Origin of the sequence: Streptomyces sp. NBC_01013, assembly GCF_045162765.1 — a bacterium.
Taxonomy (GTDB): Bacteria; Actinomycetota; Actinomycetes; order Streptomycetales; family Streptomycetaceae; genus Streptomyces.
In genome coordinates this window covers 3,015,050-3,030,371 of record NZ_CP108687.1, presented here as the reverse complement: position 1 = coordinate 3,030,371, position 15,322 = coordinate 3,015,050, and the positions used below count along the sequence as shown (strand labels likewise).

The 15,322-nt window shown below is 70.9% G+C and carries 15 protein-coding genes; 7 read left to right on the top strand and 8 right to left on the bottom strand.

The genetic code is table 11. The annotated features are described in order from the left end of the window. Positions 1-24: 24 nt before the first annotated feature. The 3 genes from OG538_RS12765 to OG538_RS12755 form a co-directional block, all read right to left on the bottom strand. Positions 25-807 carry a hypothetical protein gene (locus OG538_RS12765; RefSeq protein WP_406093112.1) on the bottom strand — a complete coding sequence of 261 codons (783 nt, stop codon included), beginning with the start codon at positions 805-807 and terminating at the stop codon, positions 25-27. 104 nt (positions 808-911) lie between these two features. Further along, positions 912-2,108, bottom strand: coding sequence for a hypothetical protein (locus tag OG538_RS12760; RefSeq protein WP_406093110.1), 1,197 nt, complete (start codon positions 2,106-2,108; stop codon positions 912-914). 143 nt (positions 2,109-2,251) lie between these two features. Then, a complete protein-coding gene (locus tag OG538_RS12755) occupies positions 2,252-2,623 on the bottom strand; it encodes a DUF192 domain-containing protein (protein ID WP_406093108.1) in 372 nt (123 codons plus the stop codon). 103 nt (positions 2,624-2,726) lie between these two features. Here OG538_RS12755 and OG538_RS12750 point away from each other — a divergent pair, with 103 nt between their 5' ends. The 3 genes from OG538_RS12750 to OG538_RS12740 all read left to right on the top strand — a co-directional run bounded on the left by OG538_RS12750 (position 2,727) and on the right by OG538_RS12740 (position 5,137). Continuing rightward, positions 2,727-3,659, top strand: coding sequence for a prepilin peptidase (locus OG538_RS12750; RefSeq protein ID WP_406093106.1), 933 nt, complete (start codon positions 2,727-2,729; stop codon positions 3,657-3,659). A gap of 77 nt (positions 3,660-3,736) precedes the next feature. Then, positions 3,737-4,609 (top strand): class I SAM-dependent methyltransferase, encoded by an 873-nt coding sequence (locus OG538_RS12745; protein ID WP_406093104.1) that lies wholly within the window; start codon positions 3,737-3,739, stop codon positions 4,607-4,609. A gap of 69 nt (positions 4,610-4,678) precedes the next feature. Continuing rightward, on the top strand, positions 4,679-5,137 hold the full coding sequence (locus tag OG538_RS12740) for a hypothetical protein (RefSeq protein WP_406093102.1): 459 nt from the start codon (positions 4,679-4,681) through the stop codon (positions 5,135-5,137). 27 nt (positions 5,138-5,164) lie between these two features. Here the strand turns inward: OG538_RS12740 and OG538_RS12735 are convergent, their stop codons facing one another. The 3 genes from OG538_RS12735 to mgrA all read right to left on the bottom strand — a co-directional run bounded on the left by OG538_RS12735 (position 5,165) and on the right by mgrA (position 8,725). Then, positions 5,165-5,905 carry a YqjF family protein gene (locus OG538_RS12735; protein WP_406100103.1) on the bottom strand — a complete coding sequence of 247 codons (741 nt, stop codon included), beginning with the start codon at positions 5,903-5,905 and terminating at the stop codon, positions 5,165-5,167. A gap of 207 nt (positions 5,906-6,112) precedes the next feature. Then, complete coding sequence (locus OG538_RS12730; protein WP_406093100.1) at positions 6,113-7,267, bottom strand: winged helix DNA-binding domain-containing protein; 1,155 nt, start codon at positions 7,265-7,267, stop codon at positions 6,113-6,115. A 417-nt stretch (positions 7,268-7,684) separates the two neighbouring features. Continuing rightward, entirely contained in the window at positions 7,685-8,725 is a 1,041-nt protein-coding gene (gene mgrA, locus OG538_RS12725) for an L-glyceraldehyde 3-phosphate reductase (protein WP_406093098.1), read from the bottom strand. A 219-nt stretch (positions 8,726-8,944) separates the two neighbouring features. Between mgrA and OG538_RS12720 the strand changes: the two genes are divergently transcribed. The 4 genes from OG538_RS12720 (at position 8,945) to OG538_RS12705 (ending at position 14,075) form a co-directional block, all read left to right on the top strand. Next, positions 8,945-9,706 (top strand): isoprenyl transferase, encoded by a 762-nt coding sequence (locus tag OG538_RS12720; protein WP_148020469.1) that lies wholly within the window; start codon positions 8,945-8,947, stop codon positions 9,704-9,706. A 396-nt stretch (positions 9,707-10,102) separates the two neighbouring features. Then, positions 10,103-11,425 (top strand): PhoH family protein, encoded by a 1,323-nt coding sequence (locus tag OG538_RS12715; RefSeq protein WP_406093095.1) that lies wholly within the window; start codon positions 10,103-10,105, stop codon positions 11,423-11,425. 390 nt (positions 11,426-11,815) lie between these two features. Then, complete coding sequence (locus OG538_RS12710; RefSeq protein ID WP_406093093.1) at positions 11,816-12,520, top strand: transglycosylase SLT domain-containing protein; 705 nt, start codon at positions 11,816-11,818, stop codon at positions 12,518-12,520. 136 nt (positions 12,521-12,656) lie between these two features. Continuing rightward, entirely contained in the window at positions 12,657-14,075 is a 1,419-nt protein-coding gene (locus OG538_RS12705; protein WP_406093091.1) for an AI-2E family transporter, read from the top strand. 111 nt (positions 14,076-14,186) lie between these two features. On the opposite strand, the gene OG538_RS12700 is transcribed toward OG538_RS12705, so the two are convergent. Continuing rightward, the gene (locus tag OG538_RS12700) at positions 14,187-14,720 is read right to left on the bottom strand and encodes an alkyl hydroperoxide reductase (protein ID WP_406093089.1); all 534 of its coding nucleotides are present in this window, start codon (positions 14,718-14,720) and stop codon (positions 14,187-14,189) included. 10 nt (positions 14,721-14,730) lie between these two features. Next, complete coding sequence (locus tag OG538_RS12695; protein WP_406093087.1) at positions 14,731-15,282, bottom strand: peroxiredoxin; 552 nt, start codon at positions 15,280-15,282, stop codon at positions 14,731-14,733. Between the last annotated feature and the right edge of the window lie 40 nt (positions 15,283-15,322).

Below are 15,322 nucleotides of genomic sequence, written 5' to 3'. Positions count from 1 at the left end.
CCCGGGCCGACGGGACCGAGGGCGTCAGGGAAGCCTGGCGGCCTGGGCGGCGACGAGTTCGGCCGGAAGCCGAGGGGTCTTCGCCGTGAGGAAGTCGGCCACGTAGAACGTGACGACGGTCGATCCGGTCCGCACCAGCTGGAAGAGCAGCGGCACCTTGTTCCCCTCGATGCTCCCGGTCACCTGATAGGCGATGCTCTCCTGGCCCGCAGGGGGCAGCGGGAGCTGCTTGACCTCGGTGTAGGTGGACGGGCCGTCCGCGCCCGACGTACGGAAGCCGCCGGCGCAGGCCCGGACCGCGTCCCGGACCCCGCGCATGACCTGCTGCGCCGCGTCCTTGGGATGCGAGGTGAGGATCTCGGTGACGACGGTCCGGTCGTCCTTGTCCTCCTGCGACCTGTCCATGACGGTACGGAAGACGGTGGCGGCCGGGGCCGGCTCGGGCGCGCCGTTGATCACGGCGACGAGAGGCCGGCAGTCCTCGCTCTCCGAGCGCTCCGTGCCCGTCTCCTCACCGCCCTGCATGGGCGTGACCTCGTAGCTCCCCACTTCGCCGGTGGTCAGTGCGATTCCGGCCAGCCCGGCCTTGTCGAGGACCTTGCCGCTGCTGGTGGGGATCGACGTGGGGGACGGGGCCGCGGAGTCACTCGCGGCAGGATCCGAGGAGGGCGTCCCGCTCGGCTTCGCGGGCGCGCTCGACGCCTTCCCGCCGTCCTGGTCGGACGTCTTCCCCTCCGGGCCGCAGGCGACGGCCGCCAGGCAGAGCGCAGTGGTGGCCGCCAAGGCCGCCGTACGTGCCTTCAACACTGACCGCTCCTCACCGGCGAAGCGTGACCGCCGACGTCGTTCCCGCACGGACTCCGCACGCTAACAACCGGAGCACCGCGGATGCTTGGGCCCACGGGCCCAAGTCACGGCGGACCGGAGCCGAGCAGCGTCCACGCCCCGTAGACCGCCGAGGCCACCGCCAGGACGGCGAGCACCGCCACCGTACGCGCCGTGGAGCGCAGCCGCAGCAGGGCGACGGCGGGCGGCAGCAGAAGCGGGAAGGCGGGCATCATCAGCCGGGGCCGGGAGCCGAAGTACCCGGATCCGATCAACGAGACGACGACGACGGCGATGCCGTAGACGAGTACGGGCAGCGGCTGTCGCTGTCGTACGCACAACGACACCAGCCAGCCGAGAGCGGCCAGTGCCGCGCACAGCCCGAGCATGCCGGGGAGCGGCAGACCGAGGACGAAGGAGGCGAGGGCCGCGCCGCCGTCGATGCTGTTGCCCCACTGGGCCTGGACGTCGAAGTAGGCGAACGGGCTGCCCTCGCGCACCGCGACGAACACCACGTACGCGAGCCAGCCCATGGGCGCGATGACCACCCCGAGCAGCATCCGGCCATGACGGCGGACGATGCCGTCGGTGGCACCGCTCCGGTACTCACGTACGAGGACGACGGCGGCCGTGACCGCGAGGGCGGCGATCAGCGCGACGGCGGAGGGCCGGGTCAGCCCGGCGAGCACGCACAGCCCACCGGCGACGATCCATCGCCGGGTCAGCGCGGCGTACAGCGACCAGGCGGCGAGTGCGGTGAACAGGGTTTCGGTGTACGCCATCGACTGGACGAACGCCGTCGGGTACACCCCCCACAACGCCACCAGGACCACCCCCGCCCGGCGCCCGTACAGCCGCGCACCCACGGCGAAGATCCCCCAGGCGGCGAGGAGCGCGGCAACCCAGGCCACCAGCAGTCCGGCGCCCGCCAGACCGAGCGGGGTCACCTCCGCGATGCCGCGCTCCAGTGCGGGCAGCAGCGGGAAGAAGGCCAGGTCGGAGTGGATGCTCCCGTCCGGCAGCGTGGCCGTGTACCCGTAGCCGCTTCCCGCGACCCGCTGGTACCAGACGGAGTCCCAGCGCTCGGAGAGCAGATGCAGCGCATCCTTCCCGTCTGCGGACGCGGCGGCCCAAAGGACGAGGAGCCCGACGATCCGCACCGCGGCGTACGCGCCGAGAGCCGGTGCGGCCTCGGTGAGGGCGGCGGCAACCCGTCCGCCGACCGGCCGGCGCTCCGGGGGCGGCGGGGCGGGGGTGATCTGGGGGGAGGGGGCGGCGGGCATACGCCCGATTATGTCTGCCGGCCCCGCACCGCCCGGCGAGGGCCCCGGCCCTGCACTGCCCGGCGAGAGCCCGGCCGTCCGCGCCGCCCGGCCTCCGCACGCCCGACGCCCGCGCGCGCGACCGACCGTAGTCGGGCGGGAGCTCAGTCGGTCTGCGCGATCCGTACCTGAGTACCGGGCCGCAGCCCCCACTTCGCCATCGCGCCGGCTTCCGACTCGATCACGTGCCGGGCCCGCAGCCGGGGCAGGCTCAGCCGCCCGGGCTTCATCGAGTGCACGGCCACGACGTTGAACTTCCGGTCCAGATAGGCCACATCGATCGTGAACCGCATCCTGAAGGAGTGGACGTTCCCGCACGGCGTGATCAACAGCGCGCCGTCGATCCCGTCCTGGCCGAGCAGCCCGCGGGACCGGTGACGGTACGAGGCCGCGATCCGCAGCGGCACCACGGTCTCCCGTTCCCCGCCCCGGTCCGTGATCGTCAGCGTTCCTGTTCCATTGCGCCATCGAGCCATGGCCACGACGGTAGCGCCACGTGACGGCCTGTGGGTCCGTATCGACAGGCTGTGGGCCCCAGGGCCCATGACCGGCGCCGGCGGGGCGCCTAGTCTCGGTGCCGTGTACGCCATGCTGATTGGGGTCGCCGCCCTCTGGGGGGCCGCGACCGGACTGCTGGTCCCGCGGGCCGCCTACCGGTTCTCCGTCGAACCGGAAGACACGTGGCGGGATGCCTGCCCCGCCGGCCACGCCCTCACGGGGCCGGGCCGCGGCTGGCTCGGCTCCACGCGCTGCGGGACCTGTGCCGAAGTGGGCGCGGCCGTCGCCGTGGATACGACGGCGGGGCGCCCCGGGCCGGACCCGGCAGACGGCGCAGCCGAGGAACCTGACGGCGACGCAACCGGCGATGATCCCGGCGAGGCAACCGGCAACCCCGGCGACGCAGCCGAAGACGCCGACGGCCCCGGCGCCGCCCCCGGCGCACCACCCGCCCCGCGCCGGGACGGGCCGCGCTACGCCCCGTCCTTCCTCGCCCCCGTCGTCACAGCCCTCGGCTGTGTCGCCCTCGCCGCAACCACCGGGGCGCGGCCCGAGCTCGCCGTCTGGCTGCTGCTCACCCCCGTCGGGGTGCTCCTCGCGACCATCGACCGACGCGTCCACCGGCTCCCCGACCAGCTGACCCTGCCGGCCGCGGCGGCAGCCGCCGTACTTCTGGGGCTCGCCGCTCTGCTGCCGGAGCACGGTGGCGCCTGGCTGTCCGCGCTGCTCGGGGGAGCCACCCTGGGTGCCTTCTACTTCCTCCTCTTCCTCATCAACCCGAGCGGGATGGGCTTCGGCGACGTGAAGCTCGCCCTCTCCCTCGGGGTCGCCCTGGGCTGGTACGGCTGGGCCGTCGTGTTCGCCGGAGGGTTCGCGGGGTTCCTGTTCGGTGCCCTGTACGGGCTCGGGCTCGTGATCATGCGACGTGCCGGGCGCAAGACGGGTATCCCGTTCGGCCCGTTCATGATCGCGGGCGCGCTGCTGGGGATCCTCTTCGGCGGACTGGCCGCCTGAGCCGGATGCCGGGGCCGGGGGCCGGGAGGACCGTATTGCGGTCGCGCCCGGAGACGTCCGGCTGCCACCATTCCCCTATGACCGCAACCCCCGATGACGCGCAAGCAGCCGCAGAGGCCGCCGAAGGAACAGAGGCAGCGGCAGAAGAGGCGGCAGGAGAAGCGGCAGGAGAAGCGGCCGAGGCAGCTGAACGTGCCCGGTTCGACGCCCTGGTCGCCGAGGCCGACGCCGTCTCCGTGGCCGGCTGGGACTTCTCCTGGCTCGACGGCCGGGCCACCGAGGAGCGCCCGTCCTGGGGGTACGCACGGGCCATGGGGGAGCGCCTCGGCCGGGCGAGGGCGGCGCTGGACATCCAGACGGGGGGTGGCGAAGTGCTCGCCTCCGCACCGAAGTTGCCGCCGCTGACCGTGGCCACCGAAGGCTGGCCGCCGAACGTCGCCCGCGCCACCGCCCTTCTGCACCCGCTGGGAGCCGTGGTGGTCGCGGACGAGGACAAGCCGCCGCTGCCGTTCGCCGACGGCGCCTTCGACCTGGTGACGAGCCGCCATCCGGTGACCACGTGGTGGGAGGAGATCGCCCGGGTCCTGGCCCCTGGCGGTACGTACTTCTCACAGCAGGTCGGCCCGGCCAGCGTCTTCGAACTGGTCGAGTACTTCCTCGGCCCGCAGCCGCCGGAGGTACGCGCCGGACGCGACCCCGAGCAGGCACGTGCGGCGGCCGAGGCGGCCGGTCTGGATGTCGTCGACCTGAGGATGGAGCGGCTGCGCGCCGAGTTCCTCGACATCGGCGCCGTCGTCTACTTCCTGCGCAAGGTGATCTGGATGGTGCCCGGCTTCACCGTCGACGCGTTCCGCACCCAACTGGCCGCGCTGCACCACCGGATCGAGACCGAGGGGCCGTTCGTCGCCCACACGACCCGCTTTCTGATCGAGGCCCGCAAACCCGGGTGAGGCCGAACGTCCCTCCCGCGCCCGAAGGATGGCACTCTGGGTGCTGAGCGCACGGGGAAGGAGCAGGCCATGAGGGTCGGCAACGACGAAGAAGCGGCGCGCGGCCCGCGGCAGGGGAACGCCGAGTGGCTCAGAGGCGCCCGGATCGTCGGCGTACTCGGCATCTTCTACCGGCCCGAGGGGCGGATGGGGGAGCCGGAAGCGGTCGCCTTCCTGCTGGCTGACGGCCAGTCCGTCCTGCTGACCTGCGCGTCCGACGGCAGCCTGCATGTGGGTGCCGGCTCCTGGCCCCGACTCCCCGACTGGTGCGTGCCCGCCGTCCAGTGGGAGTTCGCCGCGATGGCGGGGCTGCCGCAGCCGCCCGACGGCGGCTGGACGGTGCTGCGCACCGAGGAGCGCAGGGACGAGCGGGGCGAGGTGGATCAGGCCGTCATCCGCTGCGAGGGCGGCCGCTTCGTGGTGACCGGCGGCGACACCGTGGGCATCCGCTTCACCCGGGGCCACCGGGGAGCGGCCGCAGCCACCTGACCGGGCCGTACCACGGGCTCGCCCCGTTCACCCTTCACCGGGGACGCGACCGGGGCGGCCCAGACGGACCCGCACGCCTGGGGAGTAAAGGACGCTGACCGGCGCGGCGCTCGGGGCGGGCAGGCCCGCCGTCTCGACCAGGTTCTCGTCACAGACGAGCAGTTCGGCACGGTGCAGCGGCCAGCGGGGGTGGTCGTTGGGCAGGTACGCCGTGCCGCCGAGGAACGGGTTGTGCAGGCCCCAGCGGGCGGTGAGGAAGTGCTCCAACTCCGTAGGGGTCCGGATGCGGGCGCCGGTGCGTACGGTGATGCGGCTGTGGGCTCCACGAGGGCCGGGCACGCGGCGCGAGCTGGTGTAGGTGACGAGGTCGCCGCTGGTCTCGACGCTCATCCGGGACCATGCGTACGGGAGCTGGAAGCCGGTCCGGCCCATGACCACGGGGATCAGCCGCGAGGCGTCCATCGAGCGGAAGACGACCCCGCGACGCCCCTGTGCGTCGACCGAGTACAGGCGGACGTTGGTTTCGGGAAACGAACCGAGGTAGGGCAGGCCCGGCAGCCCGAGCCATCCGACCCGGTGCATCCGAAAGGCCACCAGCCCGACGTAGGTGACCCCGTCGACCGTGTCGGGAACGGTCCCTCCGGGCATCAGACCCGCCACCGCGCCCGGATCGACCGCCCAGTGGATGAAGCAGAGATCGAGCCACTCCTGTGTGAGGAGGGGGCGGCCGAGGACGCCGGGGGCGTCGGGGGTGATGGGCACGGGCATCGTCACGGGGCAAGAGTGACACGGCCGAGCCACGCCGGGCGCGCCCCGTCGGTCCGTCGTGCGCCCGGCCCGGAAGGGCAGGCGAGCCACCCGGACTCTCCTGCGTCGCCCGCGAAGCCGCGCCCGAGCCCCGGGCGCGCCACCCCGCCCTCGTAAGTCGCCCGCGAAGCCGTCCCCAGGCTCCGGGCGCGTCATGGCTCCGCCGCCCTACGCGTGCCCGCCGACCGTCACCTTCCCCACTGTCAGCTCCGCCCGGCCCTCCATCACCTCGCCCACCCGCGCCACCTGCTGCTCCAGCTCCAGGAGTTGTCCGGCCGTCAGCGGGGAGAGCGGCTCCACCGTCACCGCGATGCGCCGGCCCGAGCGGCGCTGGTGCCACACCCCTGCCACGGTGCCGTCGACCAGCAGCACCGGAAAGTTGCCCGCCTGGCCACCCGCCAGCGCCCGGGTGTACGCGGCGCCGGGGAAGAGCCACTCCCGGGGCCGGGAGGCGATGACGAACGCGTCGAAGTAGGGGAGCAGCCGCACCCCGCGCACCGGTTCTGAGGGGAAGGCGGTGTCGCCCGCCACCACCCAGGCCGGGCTGCCGTCCTCGTACACCACCCCCTCGATCTCCCCGGCTGCCGCCACCCCATCGAACAGTTCCGACGCCCAACGAGCGGGTGCCGCGAGCCATTTGGCGAAGTCCGACGAGGTGGCGGGGCCGTATGCGTGCAGATAGCGGCGGACGAGTGCGGCGAGCGCCGGTGGTCCGTCCAGCGGGGTGACGTCCGGGCGGGTGTAGGTGACCTTGCGGCCGCGGTCCGGTCCGAAGCAGAGCACTCCGCGGTGGGACGCCAGGTGGGTCACCTGCCGCCAGCGCGGCCACAGGGTCTGGAAGGCGGGCACCACCGGCTCACCCGCCCAGGCCCCGGCGCGCGCGACGACCGCCTCTGTGAGTTCGTCGACGGTCAGTTCCTCGCCGGTCAGGGCGTCGGCGATCGCGGCGAGCACCGTCCCGGTCTGCTCCGGAGTCATCCGCACCCCCTCCGGGTGGGGGTTGCGGCCCACCGGCAGGGCTGACAGTGCGCCGGTCCACAAGGGGAGTTCGGCCGCAGCCACCAGATGGACGGTCCCGCGTGGCCCGAACGTCCTGATCAGGGTCCGGTCCGTCCACAGGGCCTTGCGCACATCCGCCCGCGTCAGGTCCCGGCTCCGCAGGCCCACGGAGAGCTCGGCGGCCGACGGGACCTGCGCGTGTGCGGCCGGCATCGACTCGACCACCGCCGCCGGGGCTGCGGCGAGCGGGGCGGTCAGGCCCTGGCGTTCCATCCGGCGGGTGTTCGCTCCGGACCGGCTCACAGATGCGCTCGGTGTCGTCATGAACCGAAAGCTACCGGCCCATCAGGTCACGTTCTGTCCTGATGCCCACCCGCTCATGACCCTGCGTGAAGCAGGAAGGAGTCCCCCGTGGGCGGTGCCGGGCGCGGTCGCCACGACCGGAATGTGCACATCCTGTGTACGTCCTGCGGGCGGATTCAGCCCCAGGTCAGGGCTGCCGAGCGTCCGTGCAGCTCACAGCCCTGCGGAGCCCCGGATTCCGCACCCGGAGGGATGCCCCGCACATCCGGAGAGTAATTATTTCGTGCCGCGGCACGCAGCAGCACTTACGAAGGGTTATGGTGGAAACCCCCCCTCGGGCCGGTCCGTAACCCCCCCCCACGGACCGGCCCGTTTTTTGTGCCCCGGTACCGCCGGGCCCGTACCGCAGACGCGGCCGTGGCCCCCCGGCACGTTCCCTCAGCCCCGCCCGGCCCAGATATTCGTGCCCGCGGTGTCCACGGCGAAGGTGTCGATCTCCTTCAACTCCTCCGCGGACAGCGCCGGACCGGCCAGAGCCGCGACGTTCTCCTCCAGCTGCCCCACACTCGACGCGCCGATCAGAGCCGACGTCATACGGCTGTCGCGCAGCACCCAGGCGATGGCCAGCTGGGCGAGCGACTGGCCGCGGCGGCGCGCGATGTCGTTCAGCCCGTTCAGCCGGCGGACCACCTCGTCCGAGAGCAGGTCCGGGTCGAGGGACTTGCCCTGCGTGGCGCGCGAACCCTCCGGGATGCCCTTGAGGTACTTGCCGGTCAGCAGACCCTGGGCGAGCGGCACGAAGGAGATGCAGCCCATGCCCGCCGTCTCCAGGGTGTCCAGCAGCCCGTCGTCCTCGGTCCAGCGGTTGATCATCGAGTAGGACGGCTGGTGGATCAGTGCCGGCACACCCATCTCCCTGAGCAGCCGGGCCGCCTCGGCGGTCTGCTCGGAGGTGTACGAGGACACTCCCACGTACAACGCCTTGCCCTGCCGCACGGCGGAGGCCAGCGCCCCCATCGTCTCCTCCAGAGGAGTGTCCGGGTCGAAGCGGTGCGAGTAGAAGATGTCGACGTAGTCGAGTCCCATCCGCTTCAGCGAGGCGTCGAGCGACGACAGGAGGTACTTGCGCGAGCCCCACTCCCCGTACGGGCCGGGGTGCATGTCGTACCCCGCCTTGGTCGAGATGATCAGCTCGTCACGGTACGGGGTGAAGTCCTGCCCGAAGATCTTCCCGAAGTTGAGCTCGGCGGAGCCGGGCGGCGGTCCGTAGTTGTTGGCCAGGTCGAAGTGGGTCACGCCGAGGTCGAAGGCGCGGCGCAGGATGGCGCGCTGCGAGTCGAGCGTCCGGTCGTCGCCGAAGTTGTGCCAGAGGCCGAGCGAGACGGCAGGGAGCTTGAGGCCGCTGCGGCCGGTGCGGCGGTACTCCATGGAGTCGTAGCGCGAGGCGTCGGCCCGGTAGGAGGAAGAGGAATCAGTCACGTTTCTCTCCTATCACGGACATGCGACAGGCCGGATATCGCGGACTTGTGACAGGCCGGGTTGGGCCGCTGCGCCGCCTGCGCAGTAATGTGGCGGCTTCGGGACTGCACGGCACGGCGGGGCGATCGCCCCCTTCCGGTGCGGCGATCCCCAGGTGGACGATCCCGGACCCCGGGCAAAGGGGCGGGCGTGCCCGCACGGAACCGAGAGGTGGACTCAGTGAACTTGCGCGACCTGGTGTACGGGCTCTACGCGCGCCGGGTGGAGGCCCGCCTCGATCACGCCCAGGTGCCCAAGCACATCGGTGTCATCCTCGACGGAAACCGGCGCTGGGCGAAGGCGTCCGGCGGCACCGCCGCGCAGGGGCACCAGGCCGGTGCGGACAAGATCAAGGAGCTCCTCGGCTGGTGCAGCGAGACGGACGTCGAGGTCGTCACGCTCTGGATGCTCTCCACGGACAACTTCGACCGGCCCGAGTCCGAGCTCATCCCCCTCCTCGGCATCATCGAGAACACCGTGCGCGACCTGGTGGCGGACGGGCGCTGGCGCGTCCACCACGTCGGCACCCTCGACCTGCTGCCCGCGCACACCCAGACGGTCCTCAAGGAGGCCGAGCAGGCCACCGTAGGAGTCGACGGAATACTGGTCAACGTCGCCGTCGGGTACGGCGGGCGCCAGGAGATCGCGGACGCGGTGCGTTCCCTGCTGCTCGACCACTCCGAAAAGGGCACCTCCTTCGAGGACCTGGCGGAGATCGTCTCCACCGACCTGATCTCCGAGCACCTCTACACCCGTGGACAGCCCGACCCCGACCTCGTGATCCGCACCAGCGGGGAGCAGCGGCTGTCGGGCTTCATGCTCTGGCAGAGCGCGCACTCCGAGTACTACTTCTGCGAGGTCTTCTGGCCGGCGTTCCGCCGGGTCGACTTCCTGCGGGCCCTGCGCGACTACGCCGCCCGCCACCGTCGCTACGGCGGCTGACACCCCAGACCCCCAACCGACCGGCACCACGGCCCCGTCCGGCGTACGCAGGACGGGGCTGCTCGGGTGGTGTGCCCGGACGACGGCCACGGCTCCCCGTTGCCGCCCGCTCACCCCGCCCGCCCCGGACGGCATGGCTTGGCGTTTTCGAGGGCATACCCCTGACAGGTCGACGTCCGGTCGCCAACCAGGCGGACGTCGAGTCCAAGTGAGCGGCATGGAGTCCGCTCGCCCGGGAGGCCCTTTGCACACGAAGGACCGTACAGACAGTGCGGCCGACGCGGAGGGCCGGCGCTCGGCCCGCGCAAGGTGGCCGGAGCCCGGCCCGTCCTCTCCCTTTGGGATGCTCCGCGACGCCGTCGCACCCCAACCTCGTCCGAGGGGGTACGTCCTTCCGTGGTGACCAGCACAAAGCGCCGCATGCCCGACAGGCGCACCTATGTTCTCGACACCAGCGTCCTGCTGGCCGATCCGAACGCCATGGCCCGGTTCGACGAGCACGAAGTCGTGCTCCCGATCGTCGTGGTCACGGAACTGGAGGCCAAACGGCACCATCCCGAGCTCGGGTACTTCGCCCGGCAGGCCCTGCGCCTGCTGGACGACTTCCGGGTCCGGTACGGCCGGCTGGATGCCCCGATCCCCCTCGGGGATCTGGGCGGGACGCTGCGCGTCGAACTCAACCACTCCGATCCCGGCGTCCTTCCCGCCGGCTACCGGTTGGGGGACAACGACTCACGGATTCTCGCGGTCGCACGCAATCTCCAGGCCGAGGGGTACGACGTCACCGTTGTCTCCAAGGACCTGCCGCTGCGCATCAAGGCCTCGTCGGTCGGCCTCCTCGCCGAGGAGTACCGGGCCGAGCTCGCCATCACCGACTCCGGCTGGACCGGGATGTCCGAGCTGTCCCTGTCCGCCGAACAGGTGGACCTGCTCTTCGCCGAGGAGACGCTCTACGTCCCCGAGGCCGCCGAGCTTCCCGTACACACCGGTCTGGTCCTCCAGTCCGAACGGGGCAAGGCGCTGGGGCGGGTGACGCCCGACGGCACGGTCCGCCTGGTCCGCGGCGACCGGGAGTCCTTCGGCATCCACGGTCGCAGCGCGGAGCAGCGCATCGCCCTGGACCTGCTCATGGACCAGGACGTGGGGATCGTGTCGCTGGGCGGCCGCGCCGGCACCGGCAAATCGGCGCTGGCCCTCTGCGCAGGCCTCGAAGCGGTACTGGAGCGAGGACAGCACAAGAAGGTGATGGTCTTCCGTCCGCTGTACGCGGTCGGCGGGCAGGAGCTCGGCTATCTCCCCGGCAGCGAGGCCGAGAAGATGAGCCCCTGGGCGCAGGCCGTCTTCGACACGCTCTCGGCGGTCTCCGGCCGCGAGGTGATCGAGGAGGTACTGGGGCGCGGCATGCTGGAAGTCCTGCCGCTCACCCACATCAGGGGCCGGTCCCTGCATGACGCCTTCGTGATCGTCGACGAGGCCCAGTCGCTCGAACGGAACGTCCTGCTGACCGTGTTGTCCAGGATCGGGGCCAATTCCCGGGTGGTGCTCACCCATGACGTGGCCCAGCGGGACAACCTCCGGGTCGGCCGGTACGACGGAGTGGTCGCCGTGGTCGAGAAGCTGAAGGGACACCCGCTCTTCGCGCATGTGACGCTCACGCGTTCGGAGCGTTCCCGCATCGCCGCACTGGTGACCGAAATGCTGGAGGAAGGCCACATCTGATACGGCTTGGGAGAGTTGATGCCGCCCGGCGAGCCAAGGAGCTTAGCCGGGCGGCATTGTGTTGCGGCACCATTTCCGCGATTCATGTGGCCCAAACGAGGTGTGAGCTTTCACACTCAACGGAGAATTGCTTCCCGGCGTCCCGTTCCGGCAGAGTCTTGCTTCCGTCAGGCCCCGCATACGGCACACCGGCACCTTCAGAGGTGCCACGCACCACACAACTCAACAACCGCCGCCCGTATGCCGCCCGCGAGCACCACGCGGCGCTCCCTCCGGGGAGTCGCCCACCGGGCCCGTGCCTCCCGTGACCCAAGCAGTAGGGAGGCCAGTGTCAGGGGCACGATTGCGCCCGCGAGGTCACCTAAGCGGGCGATGCTGGAAGGACACCGTGTGAGCCGGATCTCGGTCCGGGGGTTCGCCGTGGCATCAGCCACAGCGGTAACCACCGTTGGCGCCGTCGTAGGCGTTGCAGCAGGCAGCACTCCCGCTGTCGACGACAACAACTTCGAGGCGACCGCAGCCGACACCACGCTGCTCGCAGACATCCCCGCGGGCCAGCAGGCCCAGGTGCAGACCGCATCGCTGACGCAGCAGGCCGACGCCCAGGCGTCCGCGGCCGACGCGTCGGCGAAGAAGTCCGCCGAGGAATCAGCCCGCGTTCAGGCAGCCAAGGACGCCAAGTCCAAGAAGGCGGCAGCCGAGGACAGGCTGGAGAGGGAGCGCCAGGAGAAGGCGGAGCGCGCCGAGCGCGCCAGCCGCTCCGAGGTCCGCAGCGCCTCCGCATTCGCGACGCAGAGCTCGTACAGCGTGGCCGACGTCCAGGCGATGGCCCGTCAGATGATCCCTGGCGAGCAGTTCCAGTGCTTCAGCAACATCGTGAATAACGAGTCGAGCTGGAACTACCGGGCCAGCAACCCGTCCTCCGGTGCCTACGGCCTCGTCCAGGCGCTGCCCGGCTCGAAGATGGCCTCCGCCGGTGCCGACTGGCAGACCAACCCGGCCACCCAGATCAAGTGGGGCCTGAACTACATGGACAGCCGTTACGGCAGCCCGTGCGGGGCCTGGTCCTTCTGGCAGGCCAACCACTGGTACTAGAACCTTTCGAGGTTCAGGTCTCAACCTCACGAAGCCCCTCGCCGTCCTACGGTGAGGGGCTTCGCGCGTGTACGGTCGGGCGGAGCCGTTCCCGGGGGGAGCGGTGGGGAGAGCGGACGGGGGTAGAGGAACTGTCATGTCAAAACTGCCGGGGTGGCTCGGACAACTGGGTGCTGAACTGACCAAGCTGGGGGAGCGCCTGGACGAACGGCGGGCCGAAGCGGCGGCCGAGGACGATATCGCGCACGCGGAGTCCCATGCGACCGCCTCCGCTTCCGCCCGCAAGGCCGGGACCGACGGGAGCGCGGCCGCGACCGACCACGTGCCGCCGCCGCCCTCGTACGCTCCCTCCGTCTCCGCACGCCCCGATCCGGTCGCCGCCATCCCCTGGGGGATGCGGGTCGCGGCCGAGGCGGGCTGGCGCCTGCTGGTGCTCGCCGGAACCCTCTGGGTGCTCATGCGGGTCATCAGCGCGGTGCAGCTGGTGGTGCTGGCCTTCGTCGCGGCTCTGCTCGTCACCGCGATGCTCCAGCCGACCGTGGCCCGGCTGAGGCGATACGGGCTGCCGCGCGGACTGGCCACCGCGGTCACGGCGATCCTGGGCTTCGTCATCATGGGCCTGGTCGGCTGGTTCGTGGTCTGGCAGGTCATGGACAACATCGACACCCTCTCCGACAAGGTGCGGACGGGTATCGACGACCTGAAGAACTGGCTGCTGGACAGCCCGTTCCATGTGACCGACAAACAGATCAACGACGTCGCGAAGAACCTCAGCGACACCGTCGGCACCAACACGGAGGCGATCACCTCCGCCGGACTGCAGGGCGTCACCGTGATGGTGGAGCTCCTCACCGGGATGCTGCTGGCGATGTTCTCCACGCTCTTCCTGCTGTACGACGGCAAGCGCATCTGGCAATGGGTGCTGAAGCTCGTGCCCGCACAGGCCCGGCCGGGCGTCGCGGGTGCCGGCCCCCGGGCCTGGCGGACACTGACCGCCTATGTGCGCGGCACGGTGATCGTCGCCCTGATCGACGCCATCTTCATCGGCCTCGGGATCTTCTTCCTCGACGTGCCGATGGCCGTTCCGCTGGCCGTCTTCATCTTCCTGTTCGCCTTCATCCCGCTCGTCGGCGCGGTGGTCTCCGGGGCGCTGGCGGTGGTCGTCGCCCTGGTCACCCAGGGCGTGTTCACGGCGCTGATGGTGCTGGCCGTGGTCCTCGCGGTGCAGCAGATCGAGGGCCACATCCTGCAGCCCTTCATCCTGGGCCGCGCGGTGCGCGTGCATCCGCTGGCCGTGGTGCTCTCGGTCGCCGCAGGCGGCATGATCGCCGGCATCGGGGGCGCCGTTGTCGCGGTACCGCTGGTGGCGGTGACCAATACGGTGGTCGGCTATCTGCGGACGTACGGGCAGGAGGAGTCCCGTCGCCACTCGCCGCCGCCGCACGGCGCGACCTCGCTGGACGCGGCAGTCGCTCCGGCGCCCGGTGCGCCGCCGGAGGACGTCGACGACGGCATCGACGAGGAGCCGGTGGCGGAGACGTCGAAGGCACTCTGAACGAGCGCGGCGAACGCAGCGGGCACGGTGAAACCCGGCGGACGCAAGAAGAAGGGCCCCCGGGACGGTCGGTCGTCCTGGGGGCCCTTCTCGTACATGGGTACCGCGGTACTACTCGGCGAGGACTGCCTCGGCTTCGAGGGTCACACCGACCGCCTGGATCACCGAGGCGATCTTGACGGCTTCCTGAATGGTCTCACGGTCCACGCCGGCCTTGCGCAGCACCTGCTCGTGGGAGTCCAGGCACTGGCCGCAGCCGTTGATCGCGGAGACGGCGAGCGACCACAGCTCGAAGTCGACCTTCTCCACGCCCGGCTTGCCGATCACGTTCATCCGCAGGCCGGCCCGGAGGTTCCCGTACTCGGGGTCCGACAGCAGGTGCCGGGTCCGGTAGAACACGTTGTTCATCGCCATGACGGCGGCGGCCGACTTCGCGGCGGTGTACGCCTCCGCGGAGAGGTTGGCCTTCGCCTCCGGCTCCAGTTCGCGCAGCACCTTCGCCGAGCGCGAGGCGATCGCGCAGGCGAGAACGGTGCCCCAGAGCTGCTGCTGCGGGAGCTCGCTGTTGCCGATGACCGAGCCGAGGTTCAGCTTCAGGTCCTTGGCGAAGTCCGGAACGGCGGCCTTCAGTTCATCGAGTGCCATGTCGGTCAGCTCACTCGCCCGAGAGGAGCGCGACCGGGTCCAGGGTGTTCTCGCCCTTGGTCCAGTTGCACGGGCACAGCTCGTCGGTCTGCAGGGCGTCGAGGACCCGCAGGACCTCCTTGGGGTTACGGCCCACGGAACCGGCGGTCACCATCGTGAACTGGATCTCGTTGTTCTGGTCGACGATGAAGACGGCGCGCTGGGCGAAGCCGTCCTCGCCCTCGATGCCGAGGTCACGCATGAGCTCGTGCTTCGAGTCGGCCAGCATCGGGAAGGGCAGGTCGGTCAGGTCCGGGTGGTCCTTGCGCCAGGCGTGGTGCACGAACTCGGAGTCACCGGAGAAGCCGAGGATCTGGGCGTCACGGTCGGCGAACTCGTCGTTCAGCTTGCCGAACGCGGCGATCTCCGTGGGGCACACGAAGGTGAAGTCCTTCGGCCACGCGAAGATCACTTTCCAGCCCTCGTACGACTTGTGGGTGATGGTCTCGAACTCCTTGCCCTTCTCCAGGGAGACGCAAGCAGTCAGTTCGAACTGGGGAAACTGGTCACCGACAGTGAGCATGATTCGGGGAACTCCTGTGTTGCTCGAGGTTGGACCCAAG

Excerpts from the sequence above, each read along its gene's own strand:
- OG538_RS12695 (WP_406093087.1), bottom strand. The coding sequence starts at position 15,282 with ATGCTCACTGTCGGTGACCAGTTTCCCCAGTTCGAACTGACTGCTTGC.
- OG538_RS12705 (WP_406093091.1), top strand. The coding sequence starts at position 12,657 with ATGTCAAAACTGCCGGGGTGGCTCGGACAACTGGGTGCTGAACTGACC.
- OG538_RS12760 (WP_406093110.1), bottom strand. The coding sequence starts at position 2,108 with ATGCCCGCCGCCCCCTCCCCCCAGATCACCCCCGCCCCGCCGCCCCCG.
- OG538_RS12745 (WP_406093104.1), top strand. The coding sequence starts at position 3,737 with ATGACCGCAACCCCCGATGACGCGCAAGCAGCCGCAGAGGCCGCCGAA.
- OG538_RS12730 (WP_406093100.1), bottom strand. The coding sequence starts at position 7,267 with ATGACGACACCGAGCGCATCTGTGAGCCGGTCCGGAGCGAACACCCGC.
- OG538_RS12740 (WP_406093102.1), top strand. The coding sequence starts at position 4,679 with ATGAGGGTCGGCAACGACGAAGAAGCGGCGCGCGGCCCGCGGCAGGGG.
- OG538_RS12735 (WP_406100103.1), bottom strand. The coding sequence starts at position 5,905 with ATGCCCGTGCCCATCACCCCCGACGCCCCCGGCGTCCTCGGCCGCCCC.
- OG538_RS12700 (WP_406093089.1), bottom strand. The coding sequence starts at position 14,720 with ATGGCACTCGATGAACTGAAGGCCGCCGTTCCGGACTTCGCCAAGGAC.
- OG538_RS12755 (WP_406093108.1), bottom strand. The coding sequence starts at position 2,623 with ATGGCTCGATGGCGCAATGGAACAGGAACGCTGACGATCACGGACCGG.